The 20,437-nt window shown below is 68.4% G+C and carries 20 protein-coding genes and 2 pseudogenes; 13 read left to right on the forward strand and 9 right to left on the reverse strand.

All coding sequences use genetic code 11. The features are described 5' to 3' along the window. Positions 1–5: 5 nt before the first annotated feature. A complete protein-coding gene (locus ADL29_RS45995; RefSeq protein ID WP_281181810.1) occupies positions 6–131 on the reverse strand; it encodes a hypothetical protein in 126 nt (41 codons plus the stop codon). Between the two features lie 198 nt (positions 132–329). Here ADL29_RS45995 and ADL29_RS10490 point away from each other — a divergent pair, with 198 nt between their 5' ends. The 4 genes from ADL29_RS10490 to ADL29_RS10510 all read left to right on the forward strand — a co-directional run bounded on the left by ADL29_RS10490 (position 330) and on the right by ADL29_RS10510 (position 4,612). Continuing rightward, positions 330–1,739: a tetratricopeptide repeat protein gene (locus tag ADL29_RS10490; protein ID WP_053923403.1), complete on the forward strand. Its 1,410-nt coding sequence runs from the start codon at positions 330–332 to the stop codon at positions 1,737–1,739. Between the two features lie 12 nt (positions 1,740–1,751). Further along, the gene (locus ADL29_RS10495) at positions 1,752–2,096 is read left to right on the forward strand and encodes an effector-associated constant component EACC1 (RefSeq protein ID WP_053923404.1); all 345 of its coding nucleotides are present in this window, start codon (positions 1,752–1,754) and stop codon (positions 2,094–2,096) included. Then, positions 2,097–3,314, forward strand: a complete 1,218-nt coding sequence (locus tag ADL29_RS10500; protein ID WP_107094936.1) for a caspase, EACC1-associated type — start codon at positions 2,097–2,099, stop codon at positions 3,312–3,314. A 758-nt stretch (positions 3,315–4,072) separates the two neighbouring features. Further along, positions 4,073–4,612, forward strand: coding sequence for a DM13 domain-containing protein (locus tag ADL29_RS10510; protein WP_063788433.1), 540 nt, complete (start codon positions 4,073–4,075; stop codon positions 4,610–4,612). Between the two features lie 77 nt (positions 4,613–4,689). Here ADL29_RS10510 and ADL29_RS10515 read toward each other — a convergent pair whose 3' ends face one another. Then, positions 4,690–5,814 carry an alpha/beta fold hydrolase gene (locus tag ADL29_RS10515; protein ID WP_053923407.1) on the reverse strand — a complete coding sequence of 375 codons (1,125 nt, stop codon included), beginning with the start codon at positions 5,812–5,814 and terminating at the stop codon, positions 4,690–4,692. A 172-nt stretch (positions 5,815–5,986) separates the two neighbouring features. Here ADL29_RS10515 and ADL29_RS10520 point away from each other — a divergent pair, with 172 nt between their 5' ends. From ADL29_RS10520 to ADL29_RS10535, 4 genes are all read left to right on the forward strand, one after another. After that, on the forward strand, positions 5,987–6,712 hold the full coding sequence (locus ADL29_RS10520; protein WP_053923408.1) for a TetR/AcrR family transcriptional regulator: 726 nt from the start codon (positions 5,987–5,989) through the stop codon (positions 6,710–6,712). A 191-nt stretch (positions 6,713–6,903) separates the two neighbouring features. Next, entirely contained in the window at positions 6,904–7,131 is a 228-nt protein-coding gene (locus tag ADL29_RS10525; RefSeq protein WP_046929796.1) for a DUF6458 family protein, read from the forward strand. A 270-nt stretch (positions 7,132–7,401) separates the two neighbouring features. Next, a complete protein-coding gene (locus tag ADL29_RS10530; protein WP_053923409.1) occupies positions 7,402–7,962 on the forward strand; it encodes a hemerythrin domain-containing protein in 561 nt (186 codons plus the stop codon). A 363-nt stretch (positions 7,963–8,325) separates the two neighbouring features. Further along, on the forward strand, positions 8,326–8,676 hold the full coding sequence (locus ADL29_RS10535) for a PRC domain containing protein (RefSeq protein ID WP_053923410.1): 351 nt from the start codon (positions 8,326–8,328) through the stop codon (positions 8,674–8,676). Positions 8,677–8,694: 18 nt separating this feature from the next. On the opposite strand, the gene ADL29_RS10540 is transcribed toward ADL29_RS10535, so the two are convergent. Further along, positions 8,695–9,591, reverse strand: a complete 897-nt coding sequence (locus ADL29_RS10540) for a helix-turn-helix transcriptional regulator (RefSeq protein ID WP_078970882.1) — start codon at positions 9,589–9,591, stop codon at positions 8,695–8,697. Between the two features lie 173 nt (positions 9,592–9,764). Here ADL29_RS10540 and ADL29_RS10545 point away from each other — a divergent pair, with 173 nt between their 5' ends. Continuing rightward, positions 9,765–10,502: an SDR family oxidoreductase gene (locus tag ADL29_RS10545; protein WP_053923411.1), complete on the forward strand. Its 738-nt coding sequence runs from the start codon at positions 9,765–9,767 to the stop codon at positions 10,500–10,502. A gap of 6 nt (positions 10,503–10,508) precedes the next feature. Here ADL29_RS10545 and ADL29_RS45030 read toward each other — a convergent pair. After that, a pseudogene (locus ADL29_RS45030) lies at positions 10,509–10,837 on the reverse strand (transposase); the annotation flags it as partial. 540 nt (positions 10,838–11,377) lie between these two features. Here ADL29_RS45030 and ADL29_RS40715 point away from each other — a divergent pair. Continuing rightward, positions 11,378–13,096, forward strand: coding sequence for a mycolysin (locus tag ADL29_RS40715; protein WP_078970883.1), 1,719 nt, complete (start codon positions 11,378–11,380; stop codon positions 13,094–13,096). A gap of 195 nt (positions 13,097–13,291) precedes the next feature. Here ADL29_RS40715 and ADL29_RS40720 read toward each other — a convergent pair. Together ADL29_RS40720 and ADL29_RS10555 are read right to left on the reverse strand one after the other, a co-directional pair. Continuing rightward, a pseudogene (locus tag ADL29_RS40720) lies at positions 13,292–13,474 on the reverse strand (VOC family protein); the annotation flags it as partial. Between the two features lie 193 nt (positions 13,475–13,667). Then, positions 13,668–14,120, reverse strand: coding sequence for a winged helix-turn-helix transcriptional regulator (locus ADL29_RS10555; protein ID WP_053923413.1), 453 nt, complete (start codon positions 14,118–14,120; stop codon positions 13,668–13,670). Positions 14,121–14,297: 177 nt separating this feature from the next. Between ADL29_RS10555 and ADL29_RS10560 the strand changes: the two genes are divergently transcribed. Both ADL29_RS10560 and ADL29_RS10565 read left to right on the forward strand, forming a co-directional pair. Next, a complete protein-coding gene (locus ADL29_RS10560; RefSeq protein WP_078970899.1) occupies positions 14,298–15,773 on the forward strand; it encodes an MFS transporter in 1,476 nt (491 codons plus the stop codon). Between the two features lie 25 nt (positions 15,774–15,798). Beyond that, positions 15,799–16,254 (forward strand): pyridoxamine 5'-phosphate oxidase family protein, encoded by a 456-nt coding sequence (locus tag ADL29_RS10565; RefSeq protein WP_245689291.1) that lies wholly within the window; start codon positions 15,799–15,801, stop codon positions 16,252–16,254. A 465-nt stretch (positions 16,255–16,719) separates the two neighbouring features. Here the strand turns inward: ADL29_RS10565 and ADL29_RS10570 are convergent, their stop codons facing one another. After that, positions 16,720–17,631 carry an alpha/beta fold hydrolase gene (locus ADL29_RS10570; RefSeq protein ID WP_053923415.1) on the reverse strand — a complete coding sequence of 304 codons (912 nt, stop codon included), beginning with the start codon at positions 17,629–17,631 and terminating at the stop codon, positions 16,720–16,722. Positions 17,632–17,759: 128 nt separating this feature from the next. Here ADL29_RS10570 and ADL29_RS10575 point away from each other — a divergent pair, with 128 nt between their 5' ends. After that, positions 17,760–18,377 (forward strand): TetR/AcrR family transcriptional regulator, encoded by a 618-nt coding sequence (locus ADL29_RS10575; protein ID WP_053923416.1) that lies wholly within the window; start codon positions 17,760–17,762, stop codon positions 18,375–18,377. Positions 18,378–18,545: 168 nt separating this feature from the next. Here the strand turns inward: ADL29_RS10575 and ADL29_RS10580 are convergent, their stop codons facing one another. Both ADL29_RS10580 and ADL29_RS43380 read right to left on the reverse strand, forming a co-directional pair. Next, the gene (locus tag ADL29_RS10580) at positions 18,546–19,361 is read right to left on the reverse strand and encodes a DUF899 family protein (protein WP_053923417.1); all 816 of its coding nucleotides are present in this window, start codon (positions 19,359–19,361) and stop codon (positions 18,546–18,548) included. A gap of 347 nt (positions 19,362–19,708) precedes the next feature. Beyond that, entirely contained in the window at positions 19,709–20,206 is a 498-nt protein-coding gene (locus ADL29_RS43380; RefSeq protein WP_053923418.1) for an EF-hand domain-containing protein, read from the reverse strand. Between the last annotated feature and the right edge of the window lie 231 nt (positions 20,207–20,437).

Consider the following 20,437-nt stretch of genomic DNA (forward strand, 5'->3'; position numbering starts at 1 on the left):
GGTAGCTAGACCACGGTTTCACTGCCGTCGGGCCATCTGATGTATGTCTCGCAGATGCTCTGCATCGTCTCGTGGTCCTCCCAGCAGCGCGTGTACTGCTGCCCCTGTTCGACCCTCCACCCGTCGGGCATGACCGCAGTGTCGGGCCCCGCGCCCACCCCAAAGCCCCACAGCCCCCCGTCCCGCACACCACCGAGATTTCATCGGTATTTCAGCGCTCCCCACGACAGTTGGGACAGCAACGTGCAGAACAGCCAGCCACGCTGCGCCACGGCCGGGACTTCTGACCCGAGAGAACGGGATGGAACGGACGAGCGACCGGGGGACGGATGGAAGAGGAAGAGCAGTACCACACAGCCGCAGAGGGCGGCGACCCGTTCGCCATGACCTGCCTGGCGTGGCTGCTGCAGGAGCGGGAGGATTTCTCCGGGGCCGAACAGTGGCTGCGGCGCGCCTCGGACGGCGGGTACGGCGAGGCAATGATGCGGCTGGGGGGTCTGCTCAAGGACCGTGGGGAGTTCGCCGAGGCGGAGCGCTGGCTGCGGAAGGCCGCAGACCTGGGGCACGCGGGCGCAGCGGGCGCTGTGGGATTCATGCTCCAGGAGCGCGACGACCTCGTGGGCGCGCAGGAGTGGTATCGGGCCGCGGCGAATCGTGGCGACGCCTTCGCGATGTGGAAGTTGGGTCTCCTGCAGCAGCACAGGGGCTGCCCGCAGGAAGGGCAGCAGTGGTTGCAGAGAGCAGCCGACTGCGCGGGTGACATCCAGGTGCAGTGCGAAGCGATAAGGGACCTCGCACTTCTTGCGAGGCAACGCGATGATGCCACCGAGGCGGAGCGGTTGTTGCGCAAGGCCGTGGCGCTGGTGGCGGAGACGGATGAAGATCACGGGAAGGAAGCAGCCGCGCTCGAGGCCGACCTGCTGACTCTGCTGGCATCCGTGCTGCAGGAGCGCGGCGAGTCGGTCGAGGCCGAGACGCTGTACCGACGGGCTGCCGGCGCGGGTAACACCGCCGCGATGATCTCCCTGAGCGAGATGATGGAGCATCAGGAGCGCTCGGCCGAGGCAGGGGAGTGGCTACGGCGGGGGTCCGAGGCCGGGGATGTCCGCGCGATGCTCCTGTTGGCGAGCCTGCTGATGGAGTGGGGGGATTTCGCGGAGGCCGAGCCGTGGTGCCGGCGTGCGGCCGAGGCGGGGGTTCCGATGGCGATGGACCTCCTGGGCAGGCTGCTGCAGCGGCGGGAGGACTTCGCCGAGGCGGAGCAGTGGTATCGGGAGGCCGCCGAGTCCAGGGTCCAGAGCTCCATGGTCCGGCTGGCCTACCTTCTCGAACAGCGCGGCGCCCTGGCAGAGGCGCAGCAGTGGTACGCGAAGGCTGCCGCCGCCGGAGAGGACCTGGCCATGGTCAAAGCCGGCGCACTGGCGGAGAAGCAGGGAGACGCCGACGACGCCGAACGGTGGTACCTGCAAGCCGCCCGGGCGGGGAACGTCTTCGGCATGTTCATGGTGGGTCGACTCGCAAGCAATCGCGGCGACTTGGAAGAGGCCGAGATGTGGCTGCGCAGGGCGGCCGCCGCCGGCAGCGCCAATGCCATGGCGGTGCTCGGCCTGGTGCTTGCCGTGCAGGGGCGAGTGGCCGACGGAGAGCAGTGGTGCAGGAAAGCGGTCGACGCCGGGGAGGCCAACGCTCTGGTCGACCTGAAGGCCGTCCTGGAAGCGCAGCGTGGTTTCGGGCACTGAACAGGGAGAGCGATGAAGGCGCACATCCGGCTGACGGGCGAGACGGCCTCGGCTGAACTGATCGGGCTGGCGGAGTGGCTGTCCCGTGAGGACGAGTTGCGTGGGCGGGCAGCCATCGAGTCACCCGAGTCGCGCCCCGACCAGATGGGCTCGCTCGCCGAGGTCCTCGTCGTGGCTCTGGGCGTCCAGGGGGCCGGATCGGTACTGGCGGCCTCGCTGTCGGTGTGGATCAGGCACCGCCGTCCGTCGGCGGACATCGAGGTGACCGGCCCCGACGGACAAAGTGTCAAGATCACCCTGCGGGACGTCCCGAAGCCGGACCTGGAAGCCGTGCTGCGCAAAGCCCTGGAGCGGTGAATGCGCCTGCCCGACCCCTCTCGGTCCAGAGCACTGCTGCTGGGCTTCGGCGCGTTCACGGACCCCGGCCTGCCCGATCTGCCGGCTGTGCGGAACAACATCGACGACCTGGCGAGGGCATTCACCAGTCCGTGGGGCACAGCGCTCCCGGACGAGCATTGTGTACGGCAGCGCGGCGAGGGCCCTGCGGACCTGGCGGACCCCGCCGTCATCGGATCCCGGCTGGTGGCTGCCGCCGACGAGGCCGATGACCTCCTGCTCGTCTACTACGCCGGTCATGGCCTGGTCGGCCCGGACGGCGAGCTGTACTTGTCCCTGCCCGCAACGTCCAGCAATCCCTCGCTCGTGGCCTGGACGGCCCTGCCGTTCGCCCTGCTGCGCCGTACACTGGCGAACGCCAGGGCGCACAACCGGGTACTCATCCTGGACTGCTGCTTCTCCGGCCTGGCCGTCGACGCGATGACCACCACCACGTCGGTGGTCGCGGGCCAGCTGACCGTGTCCGGCACCTGCACCCTGGCATCATCACCGGCGAACCGCCCTTCCAGCGCTCCCGTCGGCGCCCGCCACACCGCCTACACCGGTGAACTGCTTCACCTCCTCCAGCACGGCACCGATGACGCCACGGAGTTCCTCACCCTGCAGACCATTCACGACCATCTCGCCCGAGTGCTGCCCAGCAAGGGCCATCCGCGCCCCGAACTGCGCAACACCCAGACGATCGGCCGTCTCGCGCTCGCCAGGAACCGGGCCCACTCCGACTCCGTCACCGGCGATCCGGCGGCAATGGTCAGGGAAGGCCATCGGATGGAGAGGCTCGGCGACACCGAGCGCGCCATGCGCTGCTACCGGGAGGCGGCCAACGCGGGGCGGGCCGAAGCCATGGGGAAGCTGGCACAGTTGCTGGAACAGGAGGGAAGCGGCGCGCAGGCGGGGCTCTGGCGCAGCAGGGCCGCCGAGGCCGGGGATCCCAGCGCCATGCACGCCGTGGGGGTCAGCGCATGGCACACGGGGAATCTCGCTGCAGCCAGGCGATGGCTCGGGAAGGCCGCCGAAGCCGGGGTAGCGGAGGCGGCGGACGACTTGAACAGGCTGCTGCGGCGGACCGGTCGAGAGCCGTGGGAGGCGGATCCCCAGAGCCAACAGGTCCAGACACCGGGGCGGCCAGAGGACTGGGAACAGCATTCGAGGAGTTCGACGTGGAGTGACTCTGCGTAGGCCCGCCTGGGCCGGCTCGTTCGGCTGATCGAGGGGACTCCTGCTACCTGCGCGCCGAACTCTCCGAACTCGCCGGAAACGCAAAGGAACGCGCGAGCCGGCCCCTCAGCCCGCTCCCGCTGATCACCTGGAACGGGGACGTCGTACCGCTCAGTCCCGACCCGGCTGACTTCTCCTCACCCCGCCACCGGCCGAAGACCGCCACAGTAAGGGGCGCCACTGACGCCACCGACGCGATCACGAAGTCGGAGTGGAGAGCCAAGACGTCGTTCGTTTGGCGTGAGGATTGTTGTGCTGGGCATGGCGAGTCCTGCTGAGCGGATGTCTGGCTCGGCCTGCCCCGAGCCGAGGGCCGTAGCACGCGCACCAGCCGCACATGTCGAAGCGCTGCAGCATCTGTGCACGACCGGGGCCAGTCGGATGGTTGGCCCATGTGCATTCCTCGTTGATCGAATCCCGGATGTGGGGTGTGAGCTCGACATCGGCTCAGAAGAGGAATGGCGCCTGGAAGCCGGGAAGGGCGCGGACTCGATCGTCATGGAGGCGTGAGGCCTCGCCCTCTCTTCGCCGTCCGGTCGGGCCTGCGTGCCTGGTTGGTTACCGGTGTCTTACGGGGCGTCCTCCCCGGTACCCCGACGGGGCGGCGTGCGGATTTGCTGTACGCATGACGGGCCGGCCGATCACGGTCGGCCCGGTTGCCCCGTTCAGATTGTCCCGTTCAGGAGGTCTTGGTGTCCCGAGTTTCCCGCCGTACGACTGTGTCTCTCCTTCTCGTGCTGGTGGCTGTCGCCGGTATCGGGCTCTCTCTCTTCCAACCCTGGAAGGCGTTCACCAACACCTCGGTGAACGAGGAACTGCCCACCGCCTCCGCCCCCGAAGTGAAGGACCGGCCGCAGATGAACGACCACGCCGGGATGAAGGGCGGGGGATCGTCGATGACCAGCACAAGGCCCAAGGACCTCGCCTCAGGCCGCTTCGTCACCCATGAGCACGACACCAGCGGCACCGCCCGTACGGTCAGGCTGCCGGACGGTGGCCAGGTGCTGAGACTGGAGGACCTCAAGACCTCCGAGGGGCCGGATGTACGGGTCTATCTTTCGGCCCGAGGCGCTGACGCGGCGAAGGCGGGGCTCGGTGACGGGGCAGTCGCGCTGGGGAAGCTCAAGGGCAACCTCGGCAACCAGAACTACACCGTCCCGGCCGGCACGGACCTGCGGAAGTTTCGCAGCGCCGTGATCTGGTGCGAGCGGTTCTCGGTCTCATTCGGCGCAGCCGACCTCGTCCCGGTGACGGGCTGACCCGTTGAACATCCGACCCGTCCCGGCCCTCGGCGCTGCCTGCCGAGTCCCTCCTCAGGGCGCTGTCACCGTCGCAGCTACACATCCGTGGCTGCGGTGCTGCTGGGCGCGAAGCCGGTGGCGGCGTCCGGGCCGGTGTGGGTGAGGGTGGGGCGGACGCGGGTTTGCAGGAAGTCGAGGAAGCGGTCCGGGTGCTTGTAGGCGGCGAAGTGGCCTGCGTCCTCGATCAGGGTGAACTCCTTGACCGGTGCCTGGACTGCGTCAAAGAGGGAACGGGCGCGGGCAGCGGTGTTGACCAGGTCGTCGGCGCCCTGAACGACGAAGAACGGGACCTCGAAACGGGTGCCGTCCGCCCAGTCGTCGAACCCTGCGGTGCCTGGCAGCATCTCGGCGGACACCTTGAAGCCCTGGAAGAACGTGATCAGTTCGCGGAGTGAGTGCAGTGGCGAGTACCAGAGCGACTTCATGACCACGGACTTCATGGCACCGAAGGTCTGCGGGTCGGTCGCGGAGGCGAAGCGGCTGAAGTGGCTGTGCTGCTCGGCCGTCCAGGCACGCGCATCTGGTCCCATCTTCCGTACGGCCGCCAACTCCTTCTTCTTGCCCGCCCGCTGGAGCCGGTCCAGCAGGGCTGCGTAGTCGGACGTGTCCCGGCCGCCGTCGAAGACCTTCTGGTCGGTGCCGACGTAGGCGGCGACCAGCTGCGGGTGACTGCGGGCGAGGCGCAGTCCGAGAGCACTGCCGAAGGAGTGCCCCAGCACGATGACCCGCGCTGTGCCGAGCCGGGCCCGGACATGCTCGACCACTTCGACGGCGTCCGCCAGCAACCGTGCGAAGGTCAGCTCACCCTGGCCGTCGGCACCGGAGCGCCGCAGGGTCTTGCCGGCGCCCCGCATGTCCCAGCGCACCAGGGTGAAGTGCCGCTCCCAGTCACGGGTGCGGTTCATGAGGATCGAGTTCACGGAGCCGGGGCCGCCGTGCAGTTCCACGATGACCGGGTTGGTGCGGTCCTCCCCGCGGACGGAGAGCCACTGGTCGATCCCGCCGATACGGGCGAAGTACCGCTCGTCGATGCCGCGGGCGCCAGTGATGCCAAGGAGGCGGGCGTTGCGGGAGCGGATGATTCCGCGGCGAGCGAGAAGCCCGGCTGCCGGGGCGGCGACAACGGCCGTGGTGGCAGCGGTGAGAACGGTGCCGAGCATAAGAACCCCCAGAAACTGTGTATGTGCTACGCAGTGGATAGCTGTGTATGTTGTACACAGTTTCTGGACGGGTGGCAACATCCCCTGGCAGTCCCCCTCGGCCCGGATGGCCGACGTCCGGCAAGGGCACCCGGAGGGGCAGGCGGGGGAGACAGGAAAGGAGGCCGGTGCCGTGCCGGCGAACAGGGAGAGCAAGCGGGACCCGCGTACCAGCCTCGCGCTGCTGTGGGGCGAAGCCGACCGTCCCCGACGAGGCCCCAAGCCGAAGCTGACACCATCCGAGGTCGCCCGCTGCGGCATCGAGATCGCCGACGCGGAGGGCCTCGAGGCCCTCTCGATGCAGCGAGTGGCCGAGACGTTGCGGGTCACCACCATGGCCCTCTACCGCTACGTCCCCGGCAAGCCCGACCTCGTCGACCTCATGGTCGACACGGTGCTCAGTGATCCGCCCGACCTCACCCGTGTCCTCGGCGGCTGGCGTCCCCGGCTCGAAGCCTGGGCCCGCGCCTGCTGGGACGTCTATCGCGCCCATCCCTGGATACTGACCGCGACCGGGATGCGCCGGCAGGCCATGGGCCCCCACCAGGTGGCCTGGCTCGACGCGGCCCTGGCCGCCCTCGAGCCCTCCCGTCTCACCGCCCGACAGCGGCACGACGCCGTGATCCTCGTCCTGGGCCACGTCCGCAGCCTCACTCACCAGGTGCTCGACTACGACGAGGAATCCAGCACGGACTGGGACCGCCTCACCACCGACCAACTCACCCGCCACGGCGAGCGCTTCCCAGCCCTCACCCGCGCCGTCGCCGAAGGCGCATTCGCCCCCACCGACGAGGACCCACTCAACTTCGGCCTCACCTGCGTGCTCGAAGGCATCGCCGCGCTTGTGGAGTCCGGCTGACAGACACACGCCGTAGATCATCAGGCGGTGGATCAAGGGCGGTCGCGTCACCAGGCGCGGAGAGTGCCAAGTGTGAGCAGATGAGAGCGTGTCGGCGGGCGGGAGCCAGGCGGCCGACGACATAAGCCGCCCGCCGTCGGGTACGCGAACCTCAACAGGCCTTACTTCCACCAGATACGGAGGCTGAGACGATGGGTATCGGCGGGTGCATCGGTCTGCTTGCGGTGGGGGCGATCCTCACTTTCGCGGTGGACTGGCACATGGCCGGAGTCAATCTCGACCTCGTGGGCGTCATTCTGATGATCGTTGGCGTCATCGGTCTCGCGTCGTATGTGAGTATCCTCAAGCGGCGGCGTACCCAGCCACCGTCCCCCGGCGCCCCGGTGGTCGACGTCGAAGACAACCGCTACTACAAGTAGCCCTGGGGTACGCCCAGTTGAGCCGGACGAGCCATCGCGCTCTCCCTAGCCCGCAGGAATTCGGCATCGCGCCATCGCGCCATAGCGCCGGGCCCCGGGTCACGCGAATGCCTGCGACGGGGGTGAAAGCACCAGGCCAACCGGGGCTCCGCCCGTTAGCTGCCTGCGGGCTCGGGAACCGGTGATGCGCGCCCGCCGCACCGTGCGCGGGCTGCCCAGAGCCGTTTCAGGAATGCACCACCTCAGGGACACACCGCACCGGGAGGAACCATGGCACACGACGGCGACATGATCGCGGAACTGACATCCGACCACCGGGAGGTCGAGGGCCTCTTCGAACAGATCGCGACGCTCCCCAGTGGCCTCCAAGATCGCAAACGCCTGATCGACCAGCTCACGATCGAGCTGGTGCGCCACTCCGTCGCCGAAGAGGAATACCTCTACCCGACGGTGCGCGAGCGTCTGCCGCGCGGCGGCACCCTGGCCGACAAGGAGATCGAGGACCACGCGAAGGTGGAGACGCTGCTCAAGCGGATCGAAGGGTGCTCCGCGGACGATCCCCAGCTTGAGCAGCTGTTCACCGAGGTGCAGGCATCGGTGCTCAGCCACATGCGCGACGAGGAGAAGAATCTCTTCCCGCAGCTGCACCGGATCTGCTCGCCGGAGGACCTGGCCAAGCTCGGCGACAAGATCCGCCTGGCGAAGAAGACCGCGCCCACCCACCCCCACCCGTCCGCACCCACCGCCCCTCCGGCGAACAAACTCCTCGCGCCGGGACTCGGCCTCGTCGATCGGGCGCGAGACTATGTCACCGGTCGCGGCAGGTCCTGAGACATCCCTCGCCGGGCCGACACGGCGTTGCTCGTACGGGGGGCGCGGGGTGCTCGAGCACGGTTGACTGGGCGGCGGTGTTGGTGATCCAACCGGCCTGGGTCGCCGCCTTCACCGGTTGTCGCGGCGGGCAGTCGGCCGGTGTCGGGCGCATAATTGCCTGAGGAGGGAGCGCTCCCAGGCGGGAGTCGAGGCCACACGGCCTGACATGGGAAGCCACGATTCCGTCGCTTCTCGTGCTGCTCACCCTCGCTACAGAGGGGCCGCCGGTATCGGTGGTAGTCGAGTTCGACGGTTCGACGGTTCACTACGTCCGGCCCTGCCCTCACATCTCTGACTCATGGCCAAATTGGAGCTCTTCTCATGACGGGCAACATGTGGAGCTATCAGGATGCCTCGGGCTACCGACCGGGTTCCGAACTGACCGGATTCAGGGTCGAGGCGATCGACGGCAGCGTGGGCACGGTCGACGAGCATTCCGACGAGGTCGGCGCTTCCTGGCTGGTGGTCGACACCGGCGGGTGGATATTCGGCAAGCATGTCCTGCTCCCGGCCGGCGTGATCTCCTCCATTGATTTCGAGGCCACGACGCTCTACGTCGCTCGTACGAAGGAGGAGATCAAGAACGCCCCGGATTTCGATAGGGAAAAGCACATCAGCGACGACGAATATCACCGTGAGCTCGCGAGTTACTACGGGGCTCCCCACATCTGACTACGAACCTCACGGTCATCAGACTTCAGCTGTGCCGGTCACCGAAGTGTGGTCGTGTGCCATCGATTCCTGATGCGGTTCGTCAAGCCGCCAGCGCGATGGGCTGCGTGACGCTCCATCAGCCGATTCCCGGATGTCGGAGTAGATCACCAGTGTCTGTTCTGGCTGTTCGGCCAGGTGGAAGGCGGTGTAAGCGAAGTCGATCACCCCGCGTCCCGGGTGCCGCAGCCGTTTCCGTCCGCCGTGCCGTGCCTGCACGTCGTACTGCGGCCACCAGGCACGCACTTCCGGGCTGCCCGCGTTCAGCTCGTCGATCAGCCGGGTGTATCGGGGGTCGCCCGGGTGGCGTCCGGCCAGTGTCCTCAGCCGGGCGAGCAGGCCGCGTGCCTCGAGCTCCCAGTCGACCAGAACGTCCCGGGCGGCAGGTTCGAGGAACACCCAGCGGGCGAAGTTCGCCGGCCGGTCCGGCGCCGCGGTGAGGTGCGGGAACAGCTCGTCGGCCGCCCGGTTGTAGCTCAGCACGTCGTAGTTGCCGCCGATGATGTATGCCGGGTTGGGCTGGAGCAGGAGCGGGACGGCTGCCACCTCGGCGGCGAGCGGCTCGGGTGCTTCGGTTTCGGCCGCAGCCGCGTGACCGGCGAGCTGAAAGAGATGACCGCGCTCGTACCGGTCGAGTTGCAGCGCCGAGGCGAGGGCGTCGAGCACCTGGTCCGAGGCACGGATGTCCCGGCCTTGCTCGAGGTACGTGTACCAGGTGGCGCTGATCCCGGCGAGCAGCGCGAGTTCTTCCCGGCGCAGCCCGGGGGTCCGTCGTCGGCCGGTGTGTGGCAGTCCGACCCGGTCAGGGGTGATCCGCTCCCTGCGGCTGCGAAGGAAAGCACCCAGCTCACGGCGCTGGTTCGACTGCTTCTGCATGGTGGATGGCACCCCTGGTTCCAGAATAAATACGTTCTGGATACCAGGCTAAAGACCTCACACACTGGATCCCGAGTGGGAGGTGCAGCTCCCATAGATGACCTCTAGATGGCCTCTAGACGACCTCTGTAGGTCAGCGGCTACCGGTAATTCAGAAGAAAGAGGCGGACATCGTGGCGGGAATCGACGGCAAGGTCGTGGCGATCACGGGAGCCAGCAGCGGCATCGGCGAGGCGACCGCACTGCTGCTTGCCGAGCGAGGCGCGCGGCTCGTCCTGGGGGCGCGCCGGTCCGAGCGCCTTGCGGAGCTGGTGGCGCGGATCGAGACGTCGGGTGGCATGGCCGTGCAGACCCGCACGGACGTGACACGACGGGACGACCTGCACGCCCTGGTCGCCCTCGCCGGCGAGCGATTCGGCCGCCTCGACGCGCTCGTCAGCAATGCCGGGGTCGGCACGATCTCTCCCCTCGACGACCTACGCGTCGACGAGTGGGACCGGATGATCGACGTCAACATCAAGGGAGTGCTGCACGGAATCGGCGCAGCGTTGCCGGTCTTCCGTGCCCAGGGCGCGGGCCACTTCATCACCATCGCCTCCACGGCCGCATTTCGCATCGTGCCGACCATGGCGGTCTACGCCGGTACGAAGTTCGCGGTCCGCGCCATCTGCGAAGGCTTGCGCCAGGAAGCCGGTGATTCCCTGCGGGTGACCACCGTCTCGCCCGGCGTCGTCGGGACCGAATTCGCCGAGGCATCAACGAATCCTCAGGTCCGAGCACGGATCACGGAGATGCGTGACCGGATGGCCATCCCGCCGGAGGCGATCGCCCAAGCCATCGCGTTCGCCATCGAGCAGCCGGCAACCGTCGACGTGAACGAGATCGTCGTACGACCCACCGCCCAGAACTGACCCCGCTCAAGTACGAGGCGCATTTCCGGCCCGCACCTTGAACCCCAAGCTGAGCTCGTCACACCGCCTGTCGCGGAACAGGTCCCAGCGGGCGTTGACACGGCGGCGGGCGAGAGCGCGGACGGCCCGGGTTTGGCGCTCGCCCTCAGCTCGCTTGCGATCGTAAAACCGGCGGGAATCCTCGCACCTTCTGATGCTGAGCAGCGCGGAGGTGCAGAAGACCAGTTGGAGGCGATGGTTGTATCGCTCAGGGCGCCGCCGGTTTCACTGATCTTGCCGGAGTCGCATGGGACCGGTGCGACGCAGCCGAAGCCGGCGAGGCGGTCTGGCGAGGCCATCGCCTTCTTGGCCAGCAGCACCACATCACAGCTACGCCGCATGAGCTGACGAGCCATAAGCAGCCCAAGCCCTCGCGAACCGCAAGTACCGCCGTTTGATCCGACCTGTGGCCAGGGTTCCGTGCAGCTGGGGCTGCTCGTCACCGTCGCGGCGTACGAACTGCTCGTCGTAGACGAGGACGTGGCCCATGCCGTCGCGGGCCTCGTGAGGCCATGCGGAACGCCTGGCGGCAGAGCGGCCGGGGCGGGACGGGATCGGCAAGGTGCGGGCGGCCCGGTGTGGCGCAACACCACTGCCGAATGCCACTAGTTCGTACCTGATCCACATCTTCCGCATGGGCGATGACATACGCAGGCCATAGGTATATGGTTTCGGCCACTGTCACTCAAAGTGCTGCTCTGGCCAACGGTTGATCCGGTGGTTGATTGCTGCAGTGCCGCGGGGTGCAGTGCCCAACCCCCCTCACAGCTCTGCCTGCGTGCACCGGCCCCAGTCGTGCCAGACCGGGGTCGTGCGCGCCGCAGAAAGGCATGCCCATGTCCCGAATACGGGTCACGAAACCCGTCGCCCTGACCGCGCTGGCAGGCGTAGGCGCCTGTCTGGCAATCGTCGTCGTGCCGTCCGCGTTCGCAGGCACGACCACCCCGGCCGGCGGCACCTGCACGATCCGCCCCGCGGAGAAGCACTCCGAGGCGCCGCTCAGTTGTCTCGGCGTCACCGCTTCTCTCGACCATCTGCCTGCTGTCGGTGAGCAGGCCACTCTCACCGTCGACGTCCGGGCGCAGACCGATGTCAAACACGCCGGCCTGTCCATCCAACTGCCGCCCGCGCTCCGGATGACCGGCAAGGCATCCGGGCTCGCCGCGCCCACCACGGACACGTTCGGCCAGCGCACCAGCCGGACTCTCGCCCTCACGCCCGGCACCCGCACCGTCAAGCTCAAGGTCAAGGCCGTCGCCGCCGGACCCGCCCAGATCCAGGCGGACATCAGCGACATCGACCGCCCCGACCCGCGCCGCGCCGGGCACGACTCGGTGGAGCTCACCGTCGGCAGGTCCGAGGGCTCCTCCGACAAGGGCGTCGCGGTCACCAAGGCCGACGCGTCCCCGGCCCACCGCCCCGGGGCCGGCATCCGCCCGGCACGCCCGGTTACGCCCAAGGCCCCTGCTCCTGGCCATGCTTCGACTGCCTCGGCGCCGACCTCCCCGCGCGCCACCGCCGCGGCCACGTCCAGCGCCCAGGTCTGCGTCGGCGGCGCGTTCCGCAACCGGTTCCAGTCTGCCGAGGGCGGCAGTTGGAACGGCAAGGCCAACCGGGACGAGCCGGTCAGCAACGTCAACATCACCTTGTGGGGCAAGCCGACCGCCAACAGCGGTACGCAGAAGCTCGCCACGGGAATGACCGGCAACGGCAACGGCAAGTTCAACCTCTGCTACACCCCGAGCACCTCCGCCATCTCCCAGGCATGGGTGGAGTTCCAGACGCAGGCCGGCCGGATGTGGTCGGTGGTCGACGGCAGCGGCCGCCGCTACGCCACGGCCACGTACTCGCTGAACAACATCTCGGGCAATACCAACCTGGGCAACGTGTACGCCAACGAGGGGCAGAGCCGTGCCTGGCACGCCTTCGACACCCTCAACAAGCTGTGGTGGAACCGCGGTTCGACCACCACCTGCTGGGCAACCAGCCAGCAGGACGGTCACTGCACCCCGATCACCGTCCAGTGGTACCCCGGCTCCACCGACGGCACGTACTGGACCACCAACGACGACAAGATCCACCTGGCGGACAACGACCCCGACTCCGAGCACACCACCGTCCACGAAGCGGGCCACGCCCTCATGGGCAAGCTCTACAAGGGGTGGTGGCCGAACGTGAGCAACTGCTCGCCGCACTACGTCAATCGCACCTCCTCCACCAGCTGCGGCTGGACCGAGGGCTTCGCCAACGCAGTGGCGTTCCACACCTTCAACGACACCACGTACTACTGGGGCAACGGCAGCTCCATGAACCTCGCCAATGACCGCTCCACGAACGGCATCGACTCGGGCGATGCCTGCGAGGCCCGCGTGGCCACCGCGCTGGTCGACCTGTGGTCCCAGGTCGACGGCGGCTGGACGAAGAGCAACACCATGATGTCCCGGACCTGGCAGTCCAGCTTCCGCGAGTACTTCGTCAACGACCGGCCCGATTACGGCCTGGACAGCGGCACGACGGCCCGGAACATCCTCTACAACCACACCATTCAGTACTGATCACTGATACTGACTGCTGACTGCTGACTGCTGAGTGCTGAGTGCTGAGTGCTGACTGCTGTCAGCTGTCAGCTGCATCAATTCATGGACCGGGCGCACCGTCGGCCCGGTCCATGAGTGTTTGGTGGCTCGTCATACAGCCTTGGCTGCCCCAATGGCCGTAGTCGCCGACACCCTCGCCGATGTCAGCGTCCATCAGCCTCTGACCAGGCAGAAAGGATGCCCAGCCGGATCGATGAGAACCCGCCACCTGTCCTCATTCGGCTGGTGATCCGGCTTGCTCGCGCCAAGCTCAAGTAGCCGCTTCTCGGCTTCGTCCAGGTCGTCGACGGCGAAGTCGAGGTGGAACTGCTGAGGAACGGATTGGTCGGGCCAGCGGATCAGGACAGTCGAGTGTGATCGCGCGCAACGTCATCTGCAGGGGCATGACACCTCCGGGCCGATCGTGGGCTTTCGCGAGGATGGTGGCCCATCCGGTGCTCGGCGGGGAAGTCGTAGAGCGCCGGCAGTTCAGCCTCATCGTCGTGGGGTCGGGGTCGGCGTACGGCCCTCAGCGGCCGGCGGGCCCGGCTCAGGCCCCGTCCATCGCCATCTGGGTGCTCTTGGCCTCGGCCTCGCGCTGGTCGTACTCGGTGCGTGCGGCGGCGATCTGGTCCTGGTGGTCCTCGGTCCAGGCAACGAGCGCCTGGATGGTGTGGTGCAGTGTCGCGCCCATCGGGGTGAGTTGGTAGTCCACGCGCGGTGGGACGACCGGGTGCACCGTCCGGCGCACCAGCCCGTCGCGTTCCAACTGGCGCAGTGTCACCGTCAGCATGCGTTGGCTGATCCCGTCGATCTCGCGCCGCAGTTCGGTGAAACGCAGGGTGCGGCGGTCGAGCAGGGCGATGACGAGCAGCGACCACTTGTCAGCCACGCGATCGAGGATCTGACGGACCTCGCAGCCCTCTCGAGTGTCCCACTGGCGGGCCTGGTCGTCCTCGGTTCCCGTGCAGTGACTCGGTGACTTCAAAGTGCCTTCTTCCATGGTCGTTCAGGGTGCACCAGGATCGAGGCGGTTACAAGAGGGAACTGACAGGTGGTTCGGTAACCGCCTGCGACGCCTGCGTTCTCTCTTTTCTCCCCTCCCTTTCCTTCCCTTTCTGGTTCAAGGAGCCATCCTGTGTCCACGTCCTCCACGTCCTCCACGTCCTCCACGTCCTCCATGTCACCACCGCCGCCGGAGCCCGGTGCCGCCCGCCTGAGCGGGCGTGCCTGGGGAGTGCTCTTCGTACTGTGTGGAGCGATCTTCCTGGAGGGCATCGATGTGGCCATGCTCAACGTGGCTCTGCCATCGATCCGTGCCGACCTGGGGATGTCCACCGGCGAGCTGCAGTGGGTGATGAGCGCGTACGTTGTGGGATACGGCGGGTTCATGCTGCTGGGCGGACGAGTGGCGGACCTCTTCGGCCGGCGACGGATGTTTCTGTTCTGGCTCACCGTGTTCCTGCTCTTCTCCGGCCTGGGCGGTTTCGCCGACGATGGACGCACGCTCATCGCCGCCCGCTTCGTGACGGGAGTCGCCGCCGCATTCATGACTCCGGCGGGGCTGTCCATCATCACGACCGGCTTCGCGGAAGGGCCACAGCGCGACAAGGCCCTCCTGGTCTACTCGGGCACCGCGGCCGGAGGCTTCTCCATCGGCCTGGTCGTCGGAGGGCTGCTGACCTCGGCCGACTGGCGCTGGGTGTTCTTCGCCCCCGTAGTCCTGTCGTTCCTCATCCTGGTCGCCGCCCTCGCCCTCATCCCCAAGTCGAAGCGACCCGACCGCGCCGGGCAGCGTATCGATCTGCTCGGGGCGGTCACCGTGACCGGCGCGATCGTGCTTCTCGTCCTCGCCGTCGAAGGCGCCGCCCACACCGGTGTGGGCCAGACACTGGGAACCCTCGCCGCGGGTTTCGCGCTCCTCACCGTCTTCGTACTGACCGAACGCCGGGCGGCCGCCCCGCTCGTGCGGCTGGGAATCCTCCGCAGCGGGCCCCTGGTGCGCGCCAACCTCGCCGCGCTGCTCTTCTCCGGCGGCTTCTTCGGCTTCCAGTTCATCGCCGTGCTGTATCTGCGGGAGCTGCGCGGCTGGTCCACGGTCCAGACCAGTCTCGCGCTCCTGGTGATCGGCATCGACGCCGCACTCTCACCCACCCTCACCCCCAAACTCGTCAACCGCTTCGGCAACGCCAGGGTCATCCTCGGCGGCCTGGGACTGGCTGTGCTGTCCTACGCCCTGTTCCTGCCGGTCGGCGACGACTGGACGTACGCAGCGATGTTCCCCAGCTTCATCACCCTCGGCCTGGCGTTCTCCCTCACCTACGGCCCGCTCACCATCGTCGCCACCGAGGGCATCGACGAGGAGGAGCAGGGCCTCGCGGGGGGCCTCCTCTACACCTCCTTCCAGTTCGGCGCCGCCCTCGGCCTGTCCACCGTCACCGCCGTCAACGTCGCGGCCACCGGCGACGGCGGATCCCCCAGGTCCCTGCTCGACGGCTACCACGCCGCCCTGTTCGTCCCGCTCATCGCAGCGGCCCTCGCCGCGCTCATCAGCGCGTTCGGCCTCCGCGGCCGCCCCCGTGCGACGGATGCCGACGCCTCGCGGGCAGCGCGGTCCACCGCCGAAGGTGCCGAGACGACAGGGGCGGCGCGTTGAGCGCCGCAGAGACGGAGGCGGCGCCATGGCGCTGAAGGTGCGCTCCTTCTCCGACGTGGAGAGCGAGTTCTTCCAGTACATCAGCGACATCGCATACGCGACGATGATCACCGTCGACAAGAAGAGCCGCCCCCGGGCGCGCATACTCCTGCCCATCTGGGAGGTCATCGACGGCCGCCCCGTCGGCTGGCTCGCCGCCTACAGGACACCGGTGAAGTCGGCGCACCTGGCGAACAATCCGCACACCACCTACTCCTACTGGAATCCACGGCAGAACGCCGTGTTCATCGACAGCGTCTCCAGGTGGGTCGAGGACGAGCCCACCAAACGCCACGCGTGGGAGCTCTATCGCGAGGGCAGCCCACCCGGGGTCGGCTACGACCCCGCGGCTACTGGCGCGGCGGACCGGCGGACCCGGAGTACCACCTGTTGCGATCGACCCGTGGCGGGTGCAGGTGCTGCGCGGAAGGGATGTGCGTAGCCGGATCTGGACCGCCGAAGGCGGGGCGTAGGCGGGGTGTAGGGCCCTCAAGTGTGCCCCCGGCCACGGCCGGGGGCACGGTTCCGCGCGTTTCGCTGTTCATGACTGGTGCGCGCGCCGCTGTCCAGGGCCAGGCTGACTTTCCGAGGGCGACGATCGCTCAAGTTCTTGTGAGCTTGGCGCGTTCGGCGGCGGTGGTTGGGACGCGGTAGGACTCGTCGCCCGAGCTCGACAGTCAACCAGGCCCGCCGTCACGCCGTCACGCCGTCACGCCGTCACGCCGTCACCCTGAGGGCCGCACCGACGGGCCCCTCGCGCGAACCGCAAGCCTCCACGCCGCCGTTCGCCAGCATGCCTGCCAGGCACACGGATGCGCCCACCAGCAAGGCCACCGCGGCGGGACGAAGACGAGGGCGACCGGTCACGAGACCAGGCTCGGTGGTGGCGCCTCGGCTACGGTGGCGGTCAGTCGAGGGAGTCCATGAAGTCGAGCATCCGCCTGTTGATCTGCTCCGCGTGGTCGATCTGTGGTCCGTGGCCGGTGTTCGAGATGATCTCGGCGCGGGCCCCCGGTACCAGACGCGGGACGCGCTCCACTTGGCGTTGCGGATGCACGAGGAGGCTCCGCCTGCCGAGCAAGAGGTAGAGGGGGGTGCGGATGGTGCGCAGCTCGTCCGCGCTGAGGGGGAGCGGGGCCGGGCGCCGTATGCGGTAGGCGCGGACGCCGGACCTGATCATCGTGCGCAGCTCGGGCACGATGATGACCGGTTGTTCCAGCCAGGCTGCCAGGCGTGGGCGTAGCGCCTTGGGCGCGGAGGTCGCGAACAGGCTGGCGAAGATCCAGACGAAGAAGCGCAGGCCGACCTTCTCCAGTCCGCCGGGGTCGAGCAGGGTCGCCGAGGCGAGGCGGCCGGGCTTGCGGTACGCCTGGTTCAGGGTGAGCCAGCCGCCGTAGGAGGAGCCGATGAGGTGGACACGGTCGAGGCCGAGGCCGGCGAGCGTTTCGTCCAGCCATCGGGCGGCGCGTTCGGGCTGGTGGATGGGCTCTCGCTGGACGCTTCGGCCCGGGTCGCCGGGAGTGTCGAGCGCGTAGACGGGCCGGTCGGCGCTGAGCGCGGCGGTGTTCGGGTACCACATGGCGGAACAGCTGCCCGCACCGTGCACCAGCACGATCGGGGTGCGGGACTGGGCCGCGGGGTCTGTGGGGCCGTACCGGTAGACGTGCGTCGTCCCGAAGCTGGTCTCCACGTCGACTTCCGCGCGGAGGGGCGCGCCCATCGCGTAGAGCGCGTCGCAGGCCGTGAAGTACCGGTCGCGCAAGGCGTCGTTGACGTAGCGGCCGACATCGGCGCGGGCTTCGGCCCTGGTCTCGGGCACGGTGAGTCACCTCCGGAAACGCTTTCGGTTTTCGTGGTACGACCGTACCACGATCATGGTACGTCTGTATCATGAAGGTGCCCTGATGGGTCCCGGAGCCAGGATTCGACGAGCGGAGAAAGCAGCCGATGCCGAAGCGTGTGGACCACGAGGAGCGGCGCACCGAGATCGCCGAGGCGCTCGTCCGGGTCGCGGGACGGCGCGGACTGCACGCGGTGGGAATGCGCGATGTGGCGGCGGAGGCAGGGGTGTCGCTGCGGCTCGTGCAGTACTACTTCGAGACCAAAGAGAAGTTGCTGCTCTACGGGCTGCAGCACCTGGCCGCCGGGTTCGGCGAGCGGGTCGCCGCCCGGGTCCGTGCCGCCGGGGAGAACCCGGGGCCGCGTGCGACGATCGAGGCCATGCTCCTGGCCTCGTTGCCGACCGACGAGGGGAGCCGCACCTTCCACCTCGTCCACACCTCGTACGCCGTTCTCGCCGTCACCGACGCCGCGCTGGCCGATCAGCCTTTTCTCAAGAGCCCCGACGCCGCGGAGGATGCCGTGACCGACCTGCTCCAGCAGGCGAAGGATGCGCATCTCGCACGGCCCGGTACGGACGCACGTGTAGAGGCGATCAGCCTGCTCGCCATGTCTGCCGGGCTGGGCACCAGCATCCTCGCCGGCCAGCGCAGCCCGGAGTCCGCCGCCGCCGTCCTGGACGCCCACCTGGACCGGATCTTCCGAGACGGCGGACGCAACGACTGAGAACCTGATGGGTAGTCGCACAGTGTGTCGGTGAGGGGAGTTGGGTACCTTCGTCGTCGGAACCGCCCGCCGGCCGAGCGCGCGAGGCCGTTCGCATAGCCCGGAGGTTCCGCCCGGCGCCTGACACCTTTTGACGCCGACGTGGACGCCGACGCCGACGAAGGCGCGTCAGTGGTGGTGGCCCTGCCGGCCGAGGCTCTCCACGGGGGTCGCGCCGGGGCGGGTCCACTGCGGCACGGGCCGGCTGGTGGGGCCCCAGGTGGCGTTCCCGTCCGCGTCCGAGCGCCAGTACCAGCAGGCCTGGCGGCCCTCGGACGGGTACCCCTCGCGGACATCGCCGATCACGGGCCGGCCCTCGGGGTGGTCCTCCCACGCCTCGCCGCGGCCGTAGGGCGTCATGTCGAGCAGGCCGAGGGACCCGTTGACCGGCTCGTTGCCACGGCCCGTCGTGGAGTAGGTGAGAAACGCGCGGTCGCCGTCGCGCAGGAAGCAGACGATGTGCCCCATTCCTCCGCCGACCGGTGCCTCCACGCCCCGCACCGAGTACCAGGGCTGGGTGTACCCCATGAACTCGACATAGGGAGCCACCTCGTCCCACGGGCCCGAGGTCAGGACGGCGAACGACACGCCCCGGGCATTGAGGTAGACGGCGTCCTTCACGTGCCATGCCGTGGTGGTGCAGCCCTCGCACTGCCCCTGGTGCGGCGCGCCGTCGTACCACATGTGCTTGTAGACCACGAGCTCGTCGCGACCCTGGAACAGGTCGAGGAACGGGACCGGCCCGTCAGCGCCGGTGACCTCGGCCGCGCCGTCGAGCTCGACCATCGGCAGCCGCCGCCGGGCCGCGGCGATCGCGTCGCCCTCATGGGTGTGCGCCTTCTCGCGGACCAGCAGCTCCTCGCGCGCCGCCTGCCAGGTAGCCAGATCGACGACCGGCGGCTTGCCGGGGAGGTTGCTGCTCGCGTTGCCGGGCGTGGTCGTCATGGTGTCCTCCGTGGTGTCTCGTGCCGGGCAGCGTCGCGCGACGTCCTTCCTACGACGTCCTACGACGTCCTACGACGTCCTACGACGTCCTACGACGTCCTACGACATTCACCAGAGCAGACTTGCGATCCGGGCGGAATTCATCGCAGCAAGGGGCGCCCTCGGCCGAGCCTGCACGGACCACTCCACTCGGGGTGACAAGTTCACGGCCGCGCTCTTGGACCCCGTGGCTCTGATCCAGCCTCACGCTCTGGCTCGGCTGCCGGGCGCGGCGCCACCCCCAGAGGGGCCGCACAGGGTGGAGGCCCCCAGCGACGGGCGGCCTCCACGGACTGCCTACGTCGGGTTCAGCTCGTGTAGAAGCGCTTGACCGCCTTCAGGAACTCCTTGCCGCTCAGCTGTCCGTCGTTGTCGCTGTCGAGCATCGCGAAGTAGTCCGACGCCTCGGTCGGCGGCATGCAGAGGAAGTCGGCCGCGCGGAGGAACTCGTCCCGGCTGATGGTGCCGTCGTCATCACCGTCGAGGACGGCGAAGAGGGTCTGGCAGACCTCCCCCTTGCCCGGGCGGTTCGGGGAACGGAATTCGGGCGAGGTGCGGATGGTCACGTACTCGTCAGCGGTCAGGGCCCCGTTGCCGTCGGCGTCGCCCAGAGAGAGGAAAGAGCCCCACTGGGTCTCGTTGGCCTGGATCAGGGCCTGGGCCTTGGGGGCGTCCTCCGGGACGCCGAGGGCGGCGAGGAGCTTACGTGGCGCACGCAGAAAGTCGGTGAGGTCGACGACCCCGTCGCCGTCGGCGTCCATGCGCCGGAACTCCTCGATGAGCGCGTTGTTGCTGGTAGTGGTCATGCCACCACAGCGTGCCAGTCGCAGGTCCCGGCGGAGGACCACCCGCCGCCCGGCTACCCCTCACGAGTGAACGGAAAAGTAGCCGTACGAAGGCTAGGCCGTTTCCGCTGGCCGTTGGTGGGCTGGGTGGGTCTCGTGGCCGAGCGATGCGTAAACGTGGCAGCAGCACCGGGCGGTGACCACCCGGCACGACAAAGGCGGCTACCTACTTCACACCGGAGACGCGGTTGA

Source organism: Streptomyces chattanoogensis (assembly GCF_001294335.1).
GTDB classification, from domain to species: Bacteria; Actinomycetota; Actinomycetes; order Streptomycetales; family Streptomycetaceae; genus Streptomyces; species Streptomyces chattanoogensis.